This is a genomic window from Streptococcus mitis SK564 (assembly GCF_000148525.1).
Taxonomy (GTDB): domain Bacteria; phylum Bacillota; class Bacilli; order Lactobacillales; family Streptococcaceae; genus Streptococcus; species Streptococcus mitis_H.
On the sequence record NZ_AEDU01000012.1, the window covers coordinates 1 to 16,573 of the forward strand.

Consider the following 16,573-nt stretch of genomic DNA (forward strand, 5'->3'; position numbering starts at 1 on the left):
CCGCTTTTGGTGTTGTGCCTGCTACTGGTTCTTCTGCTTTTGGTGTTGTGCCTGCTGCTGGCTCTTCTGCTTTTGGTGTTGTTCCCGCTGCTGGTGCTGGTGCTTCTGCTTTTGGCGTTGTGCCTGCTGCTGGTTCTTCTGCTTTCGGCGTTGTGCCTGCTGCTGGTTCTTCCGCTTTCGGTGTTGTTCTCGCTGCTGGTTCCACAACTACTGGTGTCGTTTGTTTAACAGTAGTAGTTTGCTCTCCAGTTACAGTATCTGTCTTTGTTTCAACTTCATAACTTTGACGGCTACCAGAATTATCAATCGACACTCGCTGTCTTTTTACTTCTGTATTTCCATCTTTAAGAAAAGCTTCCTCGCTAAAATACAATTTATTATTGGTAAAAATCAAATCTCTATTTGCAATACGATTTATCTCAACCAAACTATCAACAGATAGCCCTGTTGCTCCACTAATAGCACTCAGTGTATCTCCCCACTTAATTGTGTAGTGTGATAAATTGTCTATATGTTGAATATCCGCTTTTACTTCTGCAACTGTTCTGGCTACCCAAACACCATCTTGTTCGTTAGCTGAAACAGTTGGAGCTAAAAAGCCCAGACCCAATAAAATCACACCTGTCGCAACAATTGCACCAGTTCTCAATTTTCTAAAGCCACGGAGGGATAAGTTCCCTCTAACATTTGTTTGTCTCATAATGTTTATTTTTCCTCACTAATCTATATTTTCAAAGGTAGACCCTGCCTAGGTCTACTAGCCTGTGTTTGCTATATGGGCAGGCTTCTACAGATTTATCCATCTATTTTCAAGATAAGATTTCTATAGATTTTTATGCACAATTCCATATATAAATTGTGAAATTCCTTTCTAATAAATTCCATAGCTTTAGTATATCATATTTAAACACTAAAGTACAAAGAAAGAAACTGAAAGCAATGATTTTCACCACTGCTTTCGGCTCTATTTTGAATTGTTAAATAGCCATTCTCTATCCACCATTCTTGAATAGAAAAATAAGATGTAGTCTCTATTTTAGACTAATTTTTTCAAATTTATTCACTATCCAGCAAGAGCTCTTTTGGTTGTTTTCTTAGGAGATTGCTTGAAGCCAGCGCCATAACGAGAACCACTAGAACCAAGGCAAGGACAAAGACGATGATAAAGTCTGATGTCTGAATGGAAATATCTAGGCTCGACAAGGTCTTGCTAAAGCCATCTACCTCTGCACCACCACCAAGGTTAGAGGCTTGAGCAGCCTTGCTAGCTTGCTTGGCAACACCTGAAGTGACATTGGCAAGAACAGTATTTCCGATTGCACGCGCTGTGTAAGTAGCTAAGAAGTAAGCAGAAACAAGAGCAGGGATGGCAATCAAGATGGATTCAGTGATGAATTGACCCAAGATACTTGCCTGCTTGAGACCGATAGAGAGGAGAATACCCACTTCCTTGCGACGGGCATTGATCCAAAGGCTGAGCAAGAGGGCAAGGAGAAGGACCGAGAAGCTCAAGCTGCCCCAGAAGAGGAGGTTAGCCATCTTGTACATACCAGAGATGGATTGCTCAAGAGCTGGGTAGTTAGAGGAGCTCTTAACGAGTGTATAGCTCTTCCAGTTGATGCCACTGATACCATTCAACTCTTTCATAACATCATCCAAGTTCTTGTCCGCTGTTACAAAGAAGGTTGCGTCCCCATAAATAGCTGTGTCTTCTGTGTAGCCATAAAGCTTTGCAGCAGTGTGAATGTCTGTGATAGCTGTATTTTCATAGAGTTCTTGTGAGTAGGTTACTGCTGACTTATTATGACCATCAAAGAGTCCCTTGATTGTCACTTCGACTGTTTCCTTGGCTCCTTTTTCATTGTCTGCATCGTAGATATTAGAGTCTAGTTTGACCTTGTCCCCTACTTTCCAGCCGTGTTTGGCTGCCAAGTCCTTGTGCATGAGGATCTTGTCCTTGTCGTCGTTTGTTAGGTGCTCACCTTCGACCAGCTTATAAGAACCAGAGACAAACTTGTCTTCTTTAGAAGAGTCATTGACACCTGTAATCATCAAGCTACTTCCAAAATGTTTGGCACGGTCAGGTGTCAGATTTTTCTTGGTTTCTGGCGTTTCGATAAGTTCATATCCAGTCAAATCTCCGATAGCGTTGATACGTTTCACATAAGACTCAATGGCCTTGTTTTCGGTGATTTTTTTGATGTCCTCACCCTTAATATTCCCAGCACCACGTGGCGTCCCTTGATTGACGCGACGATTGATTTGCATGGAGAAACTGTTGGTGATATTTTTAAAAGTCTCCTGAGAAGCTCTGGTAGTTGCACCCTTGATTGACAAGCCGACTAAACTCAAGCTCGCCATGAGGAGAATAATCAGGAAGATGACAATCGATTTGAAAAACTTCCTTGTAACATAGGCAAATGCGTTGTGTAACATAGGTTCCCTTTCTAGATTTTGTTTTATAATTCTATCAAAACAAGCTCATCTTATTTTGTAGTATTGCGAGTTTCAGTCAGTTTCTTATCCTTCAATTCAAGTGTAATATCTGACGCTTGTGCCACTTCTTTGCTGTGGGTGACGACGATCACACATTTACCTGTTTTCTGGGCAAGTGATTTGAGCAGTTCAACAATATCTCCAGCAGTTTTAGGGTCCAGATTTCCCGTTGGCTCATCTGCAAGAATAACTGGAGCTTCTGATACCAAACTACGAGCAATGGCAACACGTTGCTGTTGACCACCTGATAACTGGAGAACATTCCGCTTGATCTGACTTTCATCCAAACCAAGCTCAAGAAGTGTATCCTTGCTTGCCTTTTTGTTGACCAAGCGGATATTTTCCAGTGGAGAAAGATAATCTATCAAGTTATAATTTTGAAAGACCAGGGAAATATGGTGCATACGATGGTAGGAATACCCCTTCTTACGAATGTCCTCTCCTTGGAAAAGAATAGAACCTTCAACAGGACTATCTAGACCAGCCAGTAGAGACAAGAGAGTGGATTTCCCTGCTCCTGACTCACCAATAATACTGTAAAATTTCCCGGGTTCAAAATTATAATTGATCTGATATAGGACTGCTTCAGCAGTATTCTTATAACGGTAGGTAACATCTTGTAATTGTAATAAAGTCATGATTTCTCCTTCTTAACTAATAGATGATAAAATTTCTTTCGGTGATTTTCTAAATAAGAATAGGAAACAAAGGGCTACAGATAAGCAACTAAGCAGAACTAGAAAAACATAGGATTCTGCAAAAGATAGGATGCTGGTTGATAAACTGCTTGCTTTGGCTAGTGTATCTTGTAAGCTTACCTGATCTCCACTTGCTAGTAGTGTTTGGAGTAGGTAAGATGTGATTGCATTTCCTGCAACAAATGCTGGAAGCAAAGCTCCGAGAGATACCAAAACTACCTCTAAACAGAATTGTAGGAAGATTGAGCTCTTGCCTTTTCCAAGTGCCAGTAAAATTCCCACTTCGTAGACCCTTTCCCTCAACCAGAGAGACAAGACCAAAATCAAAGCCCCTGCTCCAGCTATCAACATCCCATAAAGGAAGATGGTCAGAAAGGTTTGGAAGGTAGCAACTGAGTCTTTGATTTGTTCAAAAGCCTTGTTTTCCTTTTCGACTTGATAGCCTTGATTCTCCAAAGACAAGTTTTCTACCTGCTTCATGAGTTCGTCCATTTCCTTAGGATTTTCTACATAGAAGCGCGCTGCACTAACTTGAGGTTCAGTATTGCCCAAAAGGGTTTGGCTACTTTCATAGTCTGTAAAGACCTGGTTTTCACTGAAGTCGGAAGACAAGCCTGTAAATTTCTCTTGTTTTTTACCAGAGAAGATTCCGACGATTTCAAACTCGACAGTTTGTCCTTTCCCAGCTTCTGACTGACCAGCATCTAAGGCAATCTTATCATGAAGGGAAAGACCGTTCTTCTTAGCCAACTCTTCGTGGATGATGATTTTCTTTGAATCCCCTTTTTGAAGGTGTCGCCCTTCTTTTAGATTGAAAGCTGAACTGGTAAAGGTGACATCCTTGGATGAATCCTCAAGAGCTGTTAAGCTAACCAAGTTTTTGTCTGCAGCTGACAAATCATCACGCTCCACGCTCTGCTCGCCACTCACCGCTTCCTTGTCTTTTAATTTTGCGACCGTCTCGAGTTCAGGAGAAACATTTTCCAGTCCCTTAATCTTGCTCACGGATGCTAGGTCTGACAACTTGAAGGTCTGCTCATTTTCTATCTTTTTGATAGAAAAAGAAGTATTGAGTGATTTGTAAAGATTGGTTTCAACTGTTTTGTTGGACTTCATCAGAGTCAAACAGGCTGAAATTCCAGCCAATAGGACAAACAAAATCAGAAATAAAATAAAACTTCTCAGTCGTTTTCTGCTGACATAAGCCCAAGCTCTTTGGATTGGATTCATTTGTCACCTCCATATTTGTAAGACTATTATAAAATCCAAATATGAAATGTTTATGAAATACAAAAAAAGAGCAAAAATTTTTTTGCTCTACTTTAACTAGATGAAAAAAAGAGCTAGCCTCAGCTAACTCTTATCCTATGCGGAGAGAGGGACTTGAACCCTCACGACCTAAAGCGGTCACAGGATCCTTAGTCCTGCGCGTCTGCCAATTCCGCCATCCCCGCGTCGATTACTTTACTAGTATATCAACTTTTGGGATCCTTGTCAACACTTTTTTTCAAAAATTTTTCATTTCATCAACCAAATTACTCTGAAATTTCATTTAGTTTTTCATCTACCAACTTAGCTCCGAGTGTATTTTTGAAATGACCTAGGGCAAATTGATGATTTTCAGGCCAGATGGAAGCAACAGCTGGTTTAACAATCTCGATATCATATCCTAGATTATAGGCATCTATAGCTGTATGCAGGACACAAATATCCGTCAAGACTCCTGTTAAGATAACTGTAGAAATTCGACGCTCTCTCAAGCGGATATCCAGGTCAGTCCCTGAAAAAGCTGAGTAATGGCGTTTATCCATCCAAAAGACACGACTGTCTGAACCATGTTCTTGATAAAAGGTCCCCAAATCTCCGTATAAATTCCGCCCACTAGTCCCAATCAAATTGTGAGGAGGAAACAGCTTGCTTTCTGGATGAAAACAATCGTTTTCTTCGTGAGCATCAATGGTAAAAAAGATGTAATCTCCGCGTTCAAAAGCTAACCGAGTCACCTTGCTGATGGCATCCGAAATCGCCTGAGCTGGAGCACCAGCTGTCAGCTTCCCACTATCAGCAACAAAATCTTCTGTATAATCAATCGAAATCAAAGCCTTAGTCATTAGTAATCTCTTTTCTTCACTTCTTCAAAAATATCTGAAATCAATACCTTAAGATAGGTTCCCTTCATTCCAAGTGAGCGACTTTCAATAATCCCAGCAGATTCAAGTTTGCGAAGGGCATTGACAATCACAGAGCGAGTGATTCCGATACGGTCTGCAATCACAGACGCAGTCAACTGCCCTTCATTTCCATTTAATTCCCCTAAAATTGCTGAAACAGCACGGAGTTCGGAGTAAGAAAGGGTATTAACCGCCATGGTAACAGCAGTACGGCGGCGGATATTTTTCTCATCTTCTTCACGCTGGAAGTTAAGGAGTTGAATCCCAACAACGGTACTCGCAATCTCAACAAGAATCAAGTCCTCGTCTTCGAATTTTTTATCATTGCGCCAAATAATCAAAGAACCAAGGCGAATCCCTGATACATGAATCGGTGCAATGGTCGTCAAACCATCTGGAAAATCAGAACGACTTTCCACAGGGAAAATACTCAAATCATGATCAACTGTCAGATTAGCTTCTGTATCGTAGATCATGTTCGCACCTTGAATGTAGTCATCCGGGAAAATTTTAGTTTGGAAGAATTGCTCTACACGATCTGTATTGGTTTTGTAACGCATAAAATAGCCAAGGAGACGTCCCTTGCTATTAACGATACAGGCGTTACAGTCAATAATATCTGCCAATTGACGGGTAATCGCATTGTAGGGAAGTTCTTCCTGCAACTGCTCCTCTGAGCGCTTCAGGATAGAAGTAATTTTTCTAGTTTTTTCTAATAAATGTGCCATTTTTCACCTCGAATTTAATCGCTATCATTATAACATAAACAGCTTGAATTTTCAATTATTATCTGAAAATTGCTTATTTAATTGCAATTTGAAAAAACAAGAATATTTTTAATTAAATTGCTTCTTTTCTATTGACAAGCTCCCTATTTTTGTGTATTATAATATTACAATAAGATAATATATCTATTTTATTTATCTTTCTTTTTCCATTCGGTCTCCTTATATAAAAAAGCGATTCATTTTGAACCGCTTTTTCTTATTTATCGCCCTTGTTACGAATAACAAAGCCTGTTTGCTTTTCGCTTGAAGTATTGCGTGGTTTTTTATTCTCCTTACGATAGCGTTTTTCCTTATCAAAACGATCATTGCCACGACTTCCTTTTTTGAAATCATCACGACGACCACGACGGTTGTCTCCACGGCGATTATCACGACGGTCATCTCCACGACGACCTCCCTTAGCTTTACCACCGAAGCCATTACCTGATGGTTTAAATGGCAGTGGTTTTTCACGTGCAATCTCCACTTCAGGAAGACTATCTGGGTCTTGAACAGTCAGACTCAAGATATACATTGCCAATTCTTCTGGAGTAAATTCGGCAGCTAGCTTACGAGCATCCTTACCAAATTTCTCAAAGTTGGCACGGATAGTCTCATCTGCAAAATCACGTTCAATTTTCTTGAGAGCTACCTGTTTTTTAGCTTGGAAGGCTTCTTCTGCACTTGCAGGTTTGAGGCCTTTCATACGTTTCTTAGTCAAGTTTTCAATAATTTGGAGGTAGCCCATTTCATTTGGTGATACGAAAGTAATCGACTGACCTGACTTACCAGCACGACCTGTACGACCGATACGGTGAACATAACTTTCAGGATCTTGTGGAATATCGTAGTTATAGACATGGGTAACACCTGAAATATCCAAGCCACGCGCTGCAACGTCTGTCGCAACCAAAACATCAAGATTGCCATTTTTAAAGTCACGAAGGACACGAAGACGTTTGTTTTGGTCTAGGTCTCCATGAATTCCTTCTGCACGGAAGCCACGGATTTTCAAACCACGAGTCAATTCATCTACACGGCGTTTTGTACGACCAAATACGATAGCAAGCTCAGGCTGTTCCACATCCATAAGACGTGTCATGGTATCAAATTTTTCTTGTTCTTTAACTCGGATATAGTATTGGTCAACCAATTCTGTTGTCAATTCCTTAGCCGCAATCTTCACATGCTCAGGTTCTTTCATAAACTGAACACCGATACGTTTGATGGCATCTGGCATAGTTGCTGAGAAAAGCAAAGTTTGACGGTTTTCAGGGACACGAGAAATGATAGCTTCGATATCTTCAAGGAAGCCCATGTTGAGCATTTCATCCGCTTCGTCAAGGATAAGAGTTTCAATATCTTGTAATTTCAAGGCCTTGCGTTTAATCAAGTCCAAGAGGCGACCTGGAGTTCCCACCACGATATGGGCACCAGATTTAAGAGCCTTAATTTGTTTTTCAATGCTTGAACCGCCATATACTGAGCGGACTTTGACTCCCTTACTACGACCAAAGCGGAAGAGTTCTTCTTGACTTTGGACAGCGAGTTCACGAGTTGGAGCGATGACCAAGGCTTGGATGGTCGCCTCTTCTGTACGGATTTTTTCAAGGGTAGGCAAGCCAAAGGCTGCAGTTTTTCCTGTACCAGTCTGAGCTTGACCGATAACGTCCTTGCCTTCAAGGGCCAAGGGAATGGTTTGTTCTTGGATCGGACTGGCTTCTACAAAACCAGCTTTTTCAATCTCTGCTAGCAAATCAGCAGACAAGTTTAATTCATTAAATTTCACGTTATTCTTCTTTCTAAAGGTGGTGCGAAGCCACCCTATAGGGCTTAGTTTATACTTTTCTTTTTATGACGTATTTTCATATACTGGATATAAAATCGTGTTGCTTCTTTTCCACAAAAGAAAAGTACTGTTTTCTTTGCAACCTATCTAGTATAACACAAGAGAGAAGCAAAAGATAGCCTAATCCGTCGATAAAGTCATGTAAACGATTTTTTTGAGAAAGTAAGTCTATAATTTCCACTATTTCATAAACTTTTTTAAAGCGTAGCAGAATTGTGCAAAAGTTTTTTTCTTGTGCTAGAATGAAATTCGAATAGGAGGAACTCTAAATGTTAACTTATGATTTAATCGTTATCGGATTTGGTAAAGCTGGTAAAACACTAGCAGGTAAATTGGCTTCAGCTGGCAAAAAAGTTGCCCTCGTTGAACGTAGCAAAGATATGTACGGTGGAACTTGTATCAACATTGGTTGTATCCCAACTAAAACTTTGCTAGTTGCTGCTGAGAAAGACTTGTCTTTTGAAGAAGTGATTGCTACCAAAAACACTATCACTGGTCGCCTCAACGGTAAAAACTATGCTACTGTTGCTGGTACAGGCGTGGACATCTTTGATGCGGAAGCTCACTTCCTTTCAAATAAAGTCATCGAAATCCAAGCTGGTGATGAAAAGAAAGAACTGACTGCTGAAACAATCGTCATCAACACTGGTGCTGTTTCAAATGTTTTGCCAATCCCTGGACTTGCTACAAGCAAAAACGTCTTTGACTCAACAGGTATCCAAAACTTGGACAAATTGCCTGAAAACCTTGGAGTCCTTGGTGGTGGAAATATCGGTCTTGAATTTGCTGGCCTTTACAACAAACTTGGAAGCAAGGTTACAGTCCTAGATGCCTTGGATACTTTCCTTCCTCGTGCAGAACCTTCCATCGCAGCTCTTGCTAAACAATACATGGAAGAAGACGGTATTGAATTGCTTCAAAATATCCGTACTACTGAAATTAAAAATGACGGTGACCAAGTCCTTGTCGTAACTGAAAATGAAACTTACCGTTTCGACGCCCTTCTTTACGCAACTGGACGCAAACCAAATGTAGAACCACTTCAACTTGAAAATACAGATATTGAACTAACTGAACGTGGTGCTATTAAAGTAGATAAACATTGTCAAACAAACGTTCCTGGTGTCTTTGCAGTTGGAGATGTCAACGGTGGCCTTCAATTTACCTACATTTCACTTGATGACTTCCGTGTTGTTTACAGCTACCTTGCTGGAGATGGCAGCTACACACTTGAAGACCGTCTCAATGTACCAAACACCATGTTTATCACACCTGCACTTTCACAAGTTGGTTTGACTGAAAGCCAAGCAGCTGATTTGAAACTTCCATACGCAGTGAAAGAAATCCCTGTTGCAGCCATGCCTCGTGGTCACGTAAACGGAGACCTTCGCGGAGCTTTCAAAGCTGTTGTTAATACTGAAACAAAAGAAATTCTTGGAGCAAGCATCTTCTCAGAAGGTTCTCAAGAAATCATCAACATCATCACTGTTGCTATGGACAACAAGATTCCTTACACTTACTTCACAAAACAAATCTTCACTCACCCAACCTTGGCTGAAAACTTGAATGACTTGTTTGCAATTTAAGTTGAGATTTAATCGTATCAAACAGCCCTCTTCGGGCTGTTTTTGCTTCTGCGAAACACCAAATCTGTCTTTTCCCTCTTTTGTGATATAATAGAAACATGAACTTAAAAACTACTTTGGGCCTTCTTGCTGGGCGTTCTTCCCACTTCGTTTTAAGCCGTCTTGGACGTGGAAGTACGCTCCCAGGGAAAGTCGCCCTTCAATTTGATAAAGATATTTTACAAAACCTAGCTAAGAACTACGAGATTGTCGTGGTCACTGGAACTAACGGAAAAACCTTGACAACTGCTCTCACTGTCGGCATTTTAAAAGAGGTTTATGGTCAAGTTCTGACCAACCCAAGCGGTGCCAACATGATTACAGGGATTGCGACAACCTTCTTAACAGCCAAATCGTCTAAAACTGGGAAAAATATTGCCGTTCTAGAAATCGACGAGGCCAGTCTATCTCGTATCTGTGACTATATCCAACCAAGCTTATTTGTTATCACCAATATCTTCCGTGACCAGATGGACCGCTATGGTGAGATTTACACAACTTACAAGATGATTTTGGATGCTATTCGTAAGGTGCCTACGGCTACTGTTCTCCTAAATGGTGACAGTCCTCTTTTCTACAAGCCAGCTATTCCAAATCCTGTACAGTATTTTGGTTTTGACTTGGAGAAAGGTCCAGCCCAGCTGGCTCACTATAATACCGAAGGGATTCTCTGTCCTGACTGTCAAGGCATCCTCAAATACGAGCACAATACCTATGCAAATTTGGGTGCCTATATCTGTGAAGGCTGCGGATGTAAACGTCCTGATCTCGACTATCGCTTGACAGAACTAGTTGAGTTGACCAATAATCGCTCTCGCTTTATCATTGACGGACAAGAATACGGTATTCAAATCGGTGGTCTCTACAATATCTACAACGCCCTAGCTGCGGTTGCTATTGCTCGTTTCCTCGGTGCCGATTCCCAACTCATCAAGCAGGGATTTGATAAGAGCCGTGCTGTCTTTGGACGCCAAGAAACCTTCCATATCGGTGACAAGGAATGTACCCTTGTCTTAATTAAAAATCCAGTCGGTGCAACTCAAGCTATCGAAATGATTAAACTAGCACCTTATCCATTTAGCCTATCTGTCCTCCTTAACGCTAACTATGCAGACGGAATTGATACAAGCTGGATCTGGGATGCTGATTTTGAACAAATCACTGAGATGGACATCCCTGAAATCAACTCTGGCGGTGTTCGCCATTCTGAAATTGCACGTCGTCTACGAGTAACAGGCTATCCAGCTGAGAAAATCACTGAAACAAGTAGTCTGGAACAAGTTCTTAAGACCATTGAGAACCAAGACTGCAAGCATGCTTATATTCTGGCTACCTATACTGCTATGCTGGAGTTCCGCGAACTGCTGGCTAGTCGTCAGATTGTTAGAAAGGAGATGAACTAATGATTTATACCTCACTTTCCTCAAAAGCTGGCAATTACCCCTATCAGCTCAACATTGCCCACCTCTACGGAAATCTCATGAATACCTATGGGGACAATGGAAACATCCTCATGCTCAAGTATGTGGCTGAAAAACTGGGAGCCCATGTGACGGTTGACATCGTTTCTCTCCATGATAACTTTGATGAAAATCACTACGACATTGCCTTTTTCGGTGGCGGTCAAGACTTTGAACAAAGTATTATTGCAGACGACCTACCTGCTAAAAAAGAGAGCATTGACAACTACATCCAAAACGACGGTGTGGTTCTCGCTATCTGCGGTGGTTTCCAACTATTGGGGCAATATTATATTGAAGCTTCAGGCAAACGCATCGAAGGGCTAGGGGTTATGGGCCACTACACCCTCAACCAGACCAATAACCGTTTTATCGGTGACATCAAGATTCATAATGAAGATTTCGATGAAACCTACTATGGATTTGAAAACCATCAGGGCCGTACCTTCCTCTCAGATGACCAAAAACCACTGGGACAGGTTGTCTATGGAAATGGAAATAACGAAGAAAAAGTCGGCGAAGGGGTTCATTATAAGAATGTCTTTGGTTCCTACTTCCACGGACCTATCCTCTCTCGTAATGCCAATCTAGCTTATCGCCTGGTCACTACTGCCCTCAAGAAGAAATATGGTCAGGACATTCAACTCCCTGCTTATGAGGACATTCTCAGCCAAGAAATCGCTGAGGAATACAGCGACATCAAAAGCAAAGCTGACTTTTCTTAAACGAAGTGAAACTATATCAAAGAACTCCGTTATCTTGTCGGAGTTCTTTTTGTCTGTTCTTTTACCCTTCTCCCTTGCATTTTCTCTCATTTTTTGCCAAAATAGAGGAGTAGAAAGAAGGTAGCATATGTCTAAATTACAACAAATCGTAACATATCTTGAATCAGAAAAACTAGACGTCGCTGTCGTATCTGACCCCGTCACAATCAATTACCTCACTGGTTTTTACAGTGATCCCCATGAACGCCAGATGTTCCTTTTTATCCTAGCAGATCAGGAACCTCTCCTCTTTGTGCCAGCCCTTGAAGTTGAGCGTGCAAGCAGCACTGTTTCCTTCCCAGTTGTGGGCTATGTGGATTCTGAAAATCCATGGCAAAAAATGAAACATGCTCTTCCACAACTTGACTTCAAACGTGTCGCTGTTGAATTTGACAATCTTATCTTGACCAAATATCATGGCTTGAAAATAGTCTTTGAAACTGCTGAGTTTGAAAACCTCACTCCTCGTATCCAACGCATGCGCCTCATCAAATCAGCTGACGAAGTGCAAAAAATGATGGTTGCAGGTCTCTATGCGGACAAGGCTGTTAAGGTTGGTTTTGACAATATTTCTCTTGATAAGACTGAGACAGATATCATCGCCCAAATTGACTTTGCTATGAAGCGTGAAGGTTATGAAATGAGTTTTGATACCATGGTCTTGACTGGTAATAATGCTGCAAATCCACATGGTATTCCAGCAGCAAACAAAGTTGAAAATAACGCCCTTCTCCTCTTTGACCTTGGTGTTCTAGTCAACGGCTATGCGTCAGATATGACTCGTACAGTCGCAGTTGGCAAACCTGACCAATTCAAGAAAGACATTTACAACTTGACTCTTGAAGCCCAACAAGCTGCTCTTGACTTTATCAAACCAGGTGTGACTGCCCATGAAGTGGACCGTGCTGCCCGTGAGGTCATCGAAAAAGCTGGTTACGGCGAGTACTTCAACCACCGTCTTGGTCACGGTATCGGTATGGATGTCCACGAATTCCCATCTATCATGGAAGGAAACGACATGGTCATCGAAGAAGGCATGTGCTTCTCTGTTGAACCAGGTATCTATATCCCTGGTAAAGTCGGTGTCCGTATCGAAGACTGCGGTGTTGTTACCAAGGATGGCTTTGACCTCTTTACAAACACCAGCAAAGACTTGCTTTATTTTGATTAATATTCATCTAATACTCAATGAAAATCAAAGAGCAAACTAGGAAACTAGCCGCAGGTTGCTCAAAACAATGTTTTGAGGTTGCAGATAAGACTGATGAAGTCAGCTCAAAACACTGTTTTGAGGTTGTGGATAGAACTGACGAAGTCAGTAACCATATCTACGGCAAGGCGACGTTGACGCGGTTTGAAGAGATTTTCGAAGAGTATAAAATCTTACCACAATAAAACGCATAGTATCAAGTTTTCAACACCTGATACTATGCGTTTTTCTTATTTGAAAGACTTTTGACTCAGCCTCATTACTTAATCTTCTTGATACTTTGACTAAGGATAAATCCTACAATCATCCCTACCATATTTTGCATGAAATTTGGTAAAATTTCTGGTAGGGCTGCAGCCCAACCATTCATCAATGTAGAACCCAAGGCGTAACCCCCTACCATGGCAATCGTTGCTAAGATAAGGCCTAACCACTGAGTTTTTCCTTTAAATCCTGCGAAAAATCCCTGCAAGCCATGGTTGACCAAGCTAAATAACATCCACTGAGGGTAGCCTGATAAGAGGTCAATCAAGAAACCTGCTAGGCCTCCGACTACAGCTCCTTCACGACTACCAAAGTAAAAGGCCGCAAAGAAAACACCCGCATCTAAGAGAGTTAGAATTCCTGTCGGTGTTGGAATTTTTAAGAAATAGCCTAGAACCACAGAAAGGGCGGTTAATAGGGATACAAGGGTGATTTTAGTTGTTTTGGTTTGCTTCATATTGTCTTACTCCATACTGATCTGCTTGTGCAATAGAACGATAAACGAAAGCCTTAGAGCTTTCTACTGCTGGTAAAAGTTCATCACCTTTGACTAGGTGACTGGCAATGCTAGAGGCAAAGGTACAACCTGCACCAGCATTTTGGCCTTGGATGACAGGATTTTCTAGGACTGTAAATTTTTGTCCGTCATAAAAGACATCCATAGCCTTGTCTTGACTAAGGCGATTGCCTCCCTTGATAATGACTGCTGGCGCTCCTAAGTCATGCAATTTCTGTGCTGCAGTTTTCATATCTTCCAAGGTTTTGATTTCCTGACCAGCTAATAATTCTGCTTCTGGGAGGTTAGGCGTAATCACACTGACATGAGGGAAAAAGCGAATCAACTCTTGGCAGAGTTCACTAACTGCTACGTCGTGCGTTTCCTTGCAGACCAAGACAGGATCCAGAACCACAGGCACTCCTGGACGTTGTTTGATAAAGTTCAAGGCCTTCTCAGCCACACTGACAGTTGGTAAAAGACCAATCTTAATCCCTGCAAATTCCACATCACGCAAGCTATCTAATTCATGTTGAAAAATGGTATCGTCAGTTGGAAAGACTTCAAATCCTTTTTCTGTCAAGGCTGTCAAACAAGTCACTGCTACAAAGCCATGCAAGCCGTTTAAGGTATAGGTAGCCAAATCAGCGGACAAACCACCACCACTAAAAATATCATTTCCTGAAAGTGCTAAAATACGATTATTCTTCATAACGAATCTCCTTTAAATACAAACCATTAGGTGCTGCAGTGGGACCTGCAAGTTGCCTGTCCTTTTTCTCTAAGATCAGGTCAATCTGCTCTACTGGCATGCGGTTATTGCCGATTTTGAGAAGAGTCCCCACCATATTGCGAATCTGCTTATACAAGAAACCATTTCCTGAAAAGGTAAAAGTCAAAAACTGGCCTGTCTCATCAACCCTGAGACTAGCTTCTGTAATGGTGCGAACCTTATCCTCTACACTAGTCCCAGAGGCTGTAAAGCCAGTGAAATCATGGGTTCCCTCTAGCTTTTTGATTGCAATCTGCATGCGTTCCACGTCAAGCGGATAAGGAAAGTGAGTAGCATAGTGACGGCGCATAGGATTTTTGGGACGGCCCCTGTCTACGATAAACTCATATGTCTTGCTATGTTTTGCATAACGGCAATGAAAATCATCAGCCACAAGCTCAATTGAAATCACATCAATATCTTCAGGAGACTGGGTGTCCAAAGCAAAACGGAGCTTTTCCTCATCCATCTGATAAGCTAGGTCAAAATGAATCACCTGTCCCAGAGCATGAACCCCACTATCTGTCCTACCAGCACCGTGAACAGTAATTGTTTGCCCCTTATTTAACCTGGTCAAGGTTTTTTCAATTTCTTCCTGAACGCTACGCGCATGAGGCTGGCGCTGAAAACCAGCAAAGGCGTAACCATCATAGGAAATAGTTGCTTTATATCTCGTCATAACTTCTATTTTATCAAGAAATTAGTCTCGTAACAAGCTAGAAAATTTATAATTGTATGGGTACAATATTTCCAAAAAGAAAAACTTAGGAAAACAATCCTAAGCTCTCTTTTGAAGTAGGTACATGACAAAGATAGAGGTTACAATTAACCAAGATCCTAAGATAGCAAAGACCAACATCCCATTGTGAGTTAGTAAGCCAATCGCACCTAGAACGAATGGAGTCGTAAAGGCTCCGAAACTACAGCCTAATACAGCAAATGAGGTCGCTTGATTGAGTAGTTTAGCTGGAATTCTTTCAGAGACAAGTTGAAAGACCGTCGTCAAGGCTACACTGTAGGCAAAACCAGCAAGAATACTTCCTGCCACAACCACCCATAAGGATGGAGACAAGGCAATCACGATTTGCCCTAAGCCGAAGGTAATACCAGACCAGAGGAGCAGTTTCTCTTTAAAGATAGAAATCAAGAAAGAAAAACTCACACCAGCCACAATCCCGATCAACTGCATGACACTAAGAACAAAACTAGATAACTGGGCATCTCCAAGTCCTCTTTCCACCATCAAACTTGGAATACGAATAGTAATAGCCGTATTGGTACAAACTACAACTGCCGCTTCGATAGCTAGGATAAAAATCAAGCCCTTCATTTCCCGAGTTAAGCGACTGGCTTCCTTCGTTTTTTTCTTGACTTCTTTCTTTTCTTTTCCATAAGGGACAAAGAGCAGATAGAGGGTCAGCACCAAAAATCCAGCACTATAAGCTAAGAAAGTAGCTGTCCAACCAAAGGCCAACAACTGACCGACTGCCAAGGTAATGAGAGAAGCCCCAACAACCTCTGCAGAACCGCGTAACCCTAGCATCTGAATTCGCGTTTTTCCTTGATAACGTTCACTGATAATAGAAATGGCCTTGGCATTGATCATCCCAACACCCAAACCAAAAAGAATCCTTGTTCCAAAGACAAAGGGGTAGGCTTGATACCAAAATGGAGCCGTTCCACTCAGTGATAAAATCAGCAATCCCAAACTAATCTGTAATCGCTCAGGAAATATTTTTTCTAAGAAACCATTTAGTAGTAACATAATCATGATTCCAAAGGATGGCAAGCTAGCCAAGAGCTCAATTTGTTCCTTAGGATATCCTTGATAATAGTCAAACATGGCTGGCAGGGCACTCGAGATGGAAAAGGATGTAATCAAAACGAGGGAGAGAGCCAAAATACTGGCCCGTTCTAAAAATTGTTTCATGAAATCTCTTTCTATATTTCTCTTAATCTTCTACTTCTTTGATAGTTATCAAACAAGCAAGAAAAGAAGAA

At 41.4% G+C, this 16,573-nt stretch carries 16 protein-coding genes and 1 tRNA gene; 5 read left to right on the forward strand and 12 right to left on the reverse strand.

Going from position 1 to position 16,573, the window contains the following annotated elements; all coding sequences use genetic code 11:
- The 8 genes from SMSK564_RS0102310 to cshA form a co-directional block, all read right to left on the reverse strand.
- On the reverse strand, window positions 1-700 hold a 700-nt coding region (locus SMSK564_RS0102310; protein WP_001250144.1), incomplete at its 3' end, for a LysM peptidoglycan-binding domain-containing protein.
- Between the two features lie 356 nt (window positions 701-1,056).
- Window positions 1,057-2,436, reverse strand: coding sequence for an ABC transporter permease subunit Vex3 (gene vex3, locus SMSK564_RS07010; RefSeq protein WP_000903008.1), 1,380 nt, complete (start codon window positions 2,434-2,436; stop codon window positions 1,057-1,059).
- A 50-nt stretch (window positions 2,437-2,486) separates the two neighbouring features.
- Entirely contained in the window at window positions 2,487-3,134 is a 648-nt protein-coding gene (vex2, locus tag SMSK564_RS07015) for an ABC transporter ATP-binding subunit Vex2 (RefSeq protein WP_000173751.1), read from the reverse strand.
- A gap of 12 nt (window positions 3,135-3,146) precedes the next feature.
- Window positions 3,147-4,424 carry an ABC transporter permease gene (locus tag SMSK564_RS07020; RefSeq protein ID WP_001068261.1) on the reverse strand — a complete coding sequence of 426 codons (1,278 nt, stop codon included), beginning with the start codon at window positions 4,422-4,424 and terminating at the stop codon, window positions 3,147-3,149.
- 138 nt (window positions 4,425-4,562) lie between these two features.
- A tRNA-Leu gene (locus SMSK564_RS0102315) sits at window positions 4,563-4,648 on the reverse strand.
- An 81-nt stretch (window positions 4,649-4,729) separates the two neighbouring features.
- A complete protein-coding gene (locus SMSK564_RS0102320; protein WP_000158727.1) occupies window positions 4,730-5,305 on the reverse strand; it encodes a cysteine hydrolase family protein in 576 nt (191 codons plus the stop codon).
- A complete protein-coding gene (gene codY / locus SMSK564_RS07025) occupies window positions 5,305-6,093 on the reverse strand; it encodes a GTP-sensing pleiotropic transcriptional regulator CodY (RefSeq protein ID WP_000940740.1) in 789 nt (262 codons plus the stop codon). The genes SMSK564_RS0102320 and codY overlap by 1 nt, the downstream gene beginning before the upstream one ends.
- A gap of 256 nt (window positions 6,094-6,349) precedes the next feature.
- On the reverse strand, window positions 6,350-7,921 hold the full coding sequence (gene cshA / locus SMSK564_RS07030) for a degradosome RNA helicase CshA (RefSeq protein WP_000671121.1): 1,572 nt from the start codon (window positions 7,919-7,921) through the stop codon (window positions 6,350-6,352).
- A 329-nt stretch (window positions 7,922-8,250) separates the two neighbouring features.
- Between cshA and SMSK564_RS07035 the strand changes: the two genes are divergently transcribed.
- The 5 genes from SMSK564_RS07035 to SMSK564_RS13660 all read left to right on the forward strand — a co-directional run bounded on the left by SMSK564_RS07035 (window position 8,251) and on the right by SMSK564_RS13660 (window position 13,225).
- Window positions 8,251-9,567, forward strand: a complete 1,317-nt coding sequence (locus tag SMSK564_RS07035; RefSeq protein ID WP_000958963.1) for an FAD-containing oxidoreductase — start codon at window positions 8,251-8,253, stop codon at window positions 9,565-9,567.
- Between the two features lie 98 nt (window positions 9,568-9,665).
- Window positions 9,666-11,009 (forward strand): lipid II isoglutaminyl synthase subunit MurT, encoded by a 1,344-nt coding sequence (gene murT, locus SMSK564_RS07040; RefSeq protein WP_001050249.1) that lies wholly within the window; start codon window positions 9,666-9,668, stop codon window positions 11,007-11,009.
- A complete protein-coding gene (gatD, locus tag SMSK564_RS07045; RefSeq protein WP_000640710.1) occupies window positions 11,009-11,791 on the forward strand; it encodes a lipid II isoglutaminyl synthase subunit GatD in 783 nt (260 codons plus the stop codon). The genes murT and gatD overlap by 1 nt, the downstream gene beginning before the upstream one ends.
- A 127-nt stretch (window positions 11,792-11,918) precedes the next feature.
- Entirely contained in the window at window positions 11,919-13,001 is a 1,083-nt protein-coding gene (locus SMSK564_RS07050; protein WP_000040921.1) for a M24 family metallopeptidase, read from the forward strand.
- Between the two features lie 17 nt (window positions 13,002-13,018).
- Window positions 13,019-13,225 carry a hypothetical protein gene (locus SMSK564_RS13660; RefSeq protein ID WP_004269540.1) on the forward strand — a complete coding sequence of 69 codons (207 nt, stop codon included), beginning with the start codon at window positions 13,019-13,021 and terminating at the stop codon, window positions 13,223-13,225.
- Between the two features lie 74 nt (window positions 13,226-13,299).
- On the opposite strand, the gene SMSK564_RS07055 is transcribed toward SMSK564_RS13660, so the two are convergent.
- From SMSK564_RS07055 to SMSK564_RS07065, 4 genes are all read right to left on the reverse strand, one after another.
- Window positions 13,300-13,761: an ECF transporter S component gene (locus SMSK564_RS07055; RefSeq protein ID WP_000815000.1), complete on the reverse strand. Its 462-nt coding sequence runs from the start codon at window positions 13,759-13,761 to the stop codon at window positions 13,300-13,302.
- Window positions 13,739-14,512 carry a bifunctional hydroxymethylpyrimidine kinase/phosphomethylpyrimidine kinase gene (locus SMSK564_RS0102325; protein ID WP_000794763.1) on the reverse strand — a complete coding sequence of 258 codons (774 nt, stop codon included), beginning with the start codon at window positions 14,510-14,512 and terminating at the stop codon, window positions 13,739-13,741. The genes SMSK564_RS07055 and SMSK564_RS0102325 overlap by 23 nt, the downstream gene beginning before the upstream one ends.
- Window positions 14,502-15,251, reverse strand: coding sequence for a tRNA pseudouridine(38-40) synthase TruA (truA, locus tag SMSK564_RS07060; RefSeq protein WP_000199194.1), 750 nt, complete (start codon window positions 15,249-15,251; stop codon window positions 14,502-14,504). Before truA ends, SMSK564_RS0102325 begins: the two co-directional genes overlap by 11 nt.
- Before the next feature lie 99 nt (window positions 15,252-15,350).
- Complete coding sequence (locus tag SMSK564_RS07065) at window positions 15,351-16,502, reverse strand: MFS transporter (RefSeq protein WP_000808692.1); 1,152 nt, start codon at window positions 16,500-16,502, stop codon at window positions 15,351-15,353.
- Window positions 16,503-16,573: the final 71 nt, after the last annotated feature.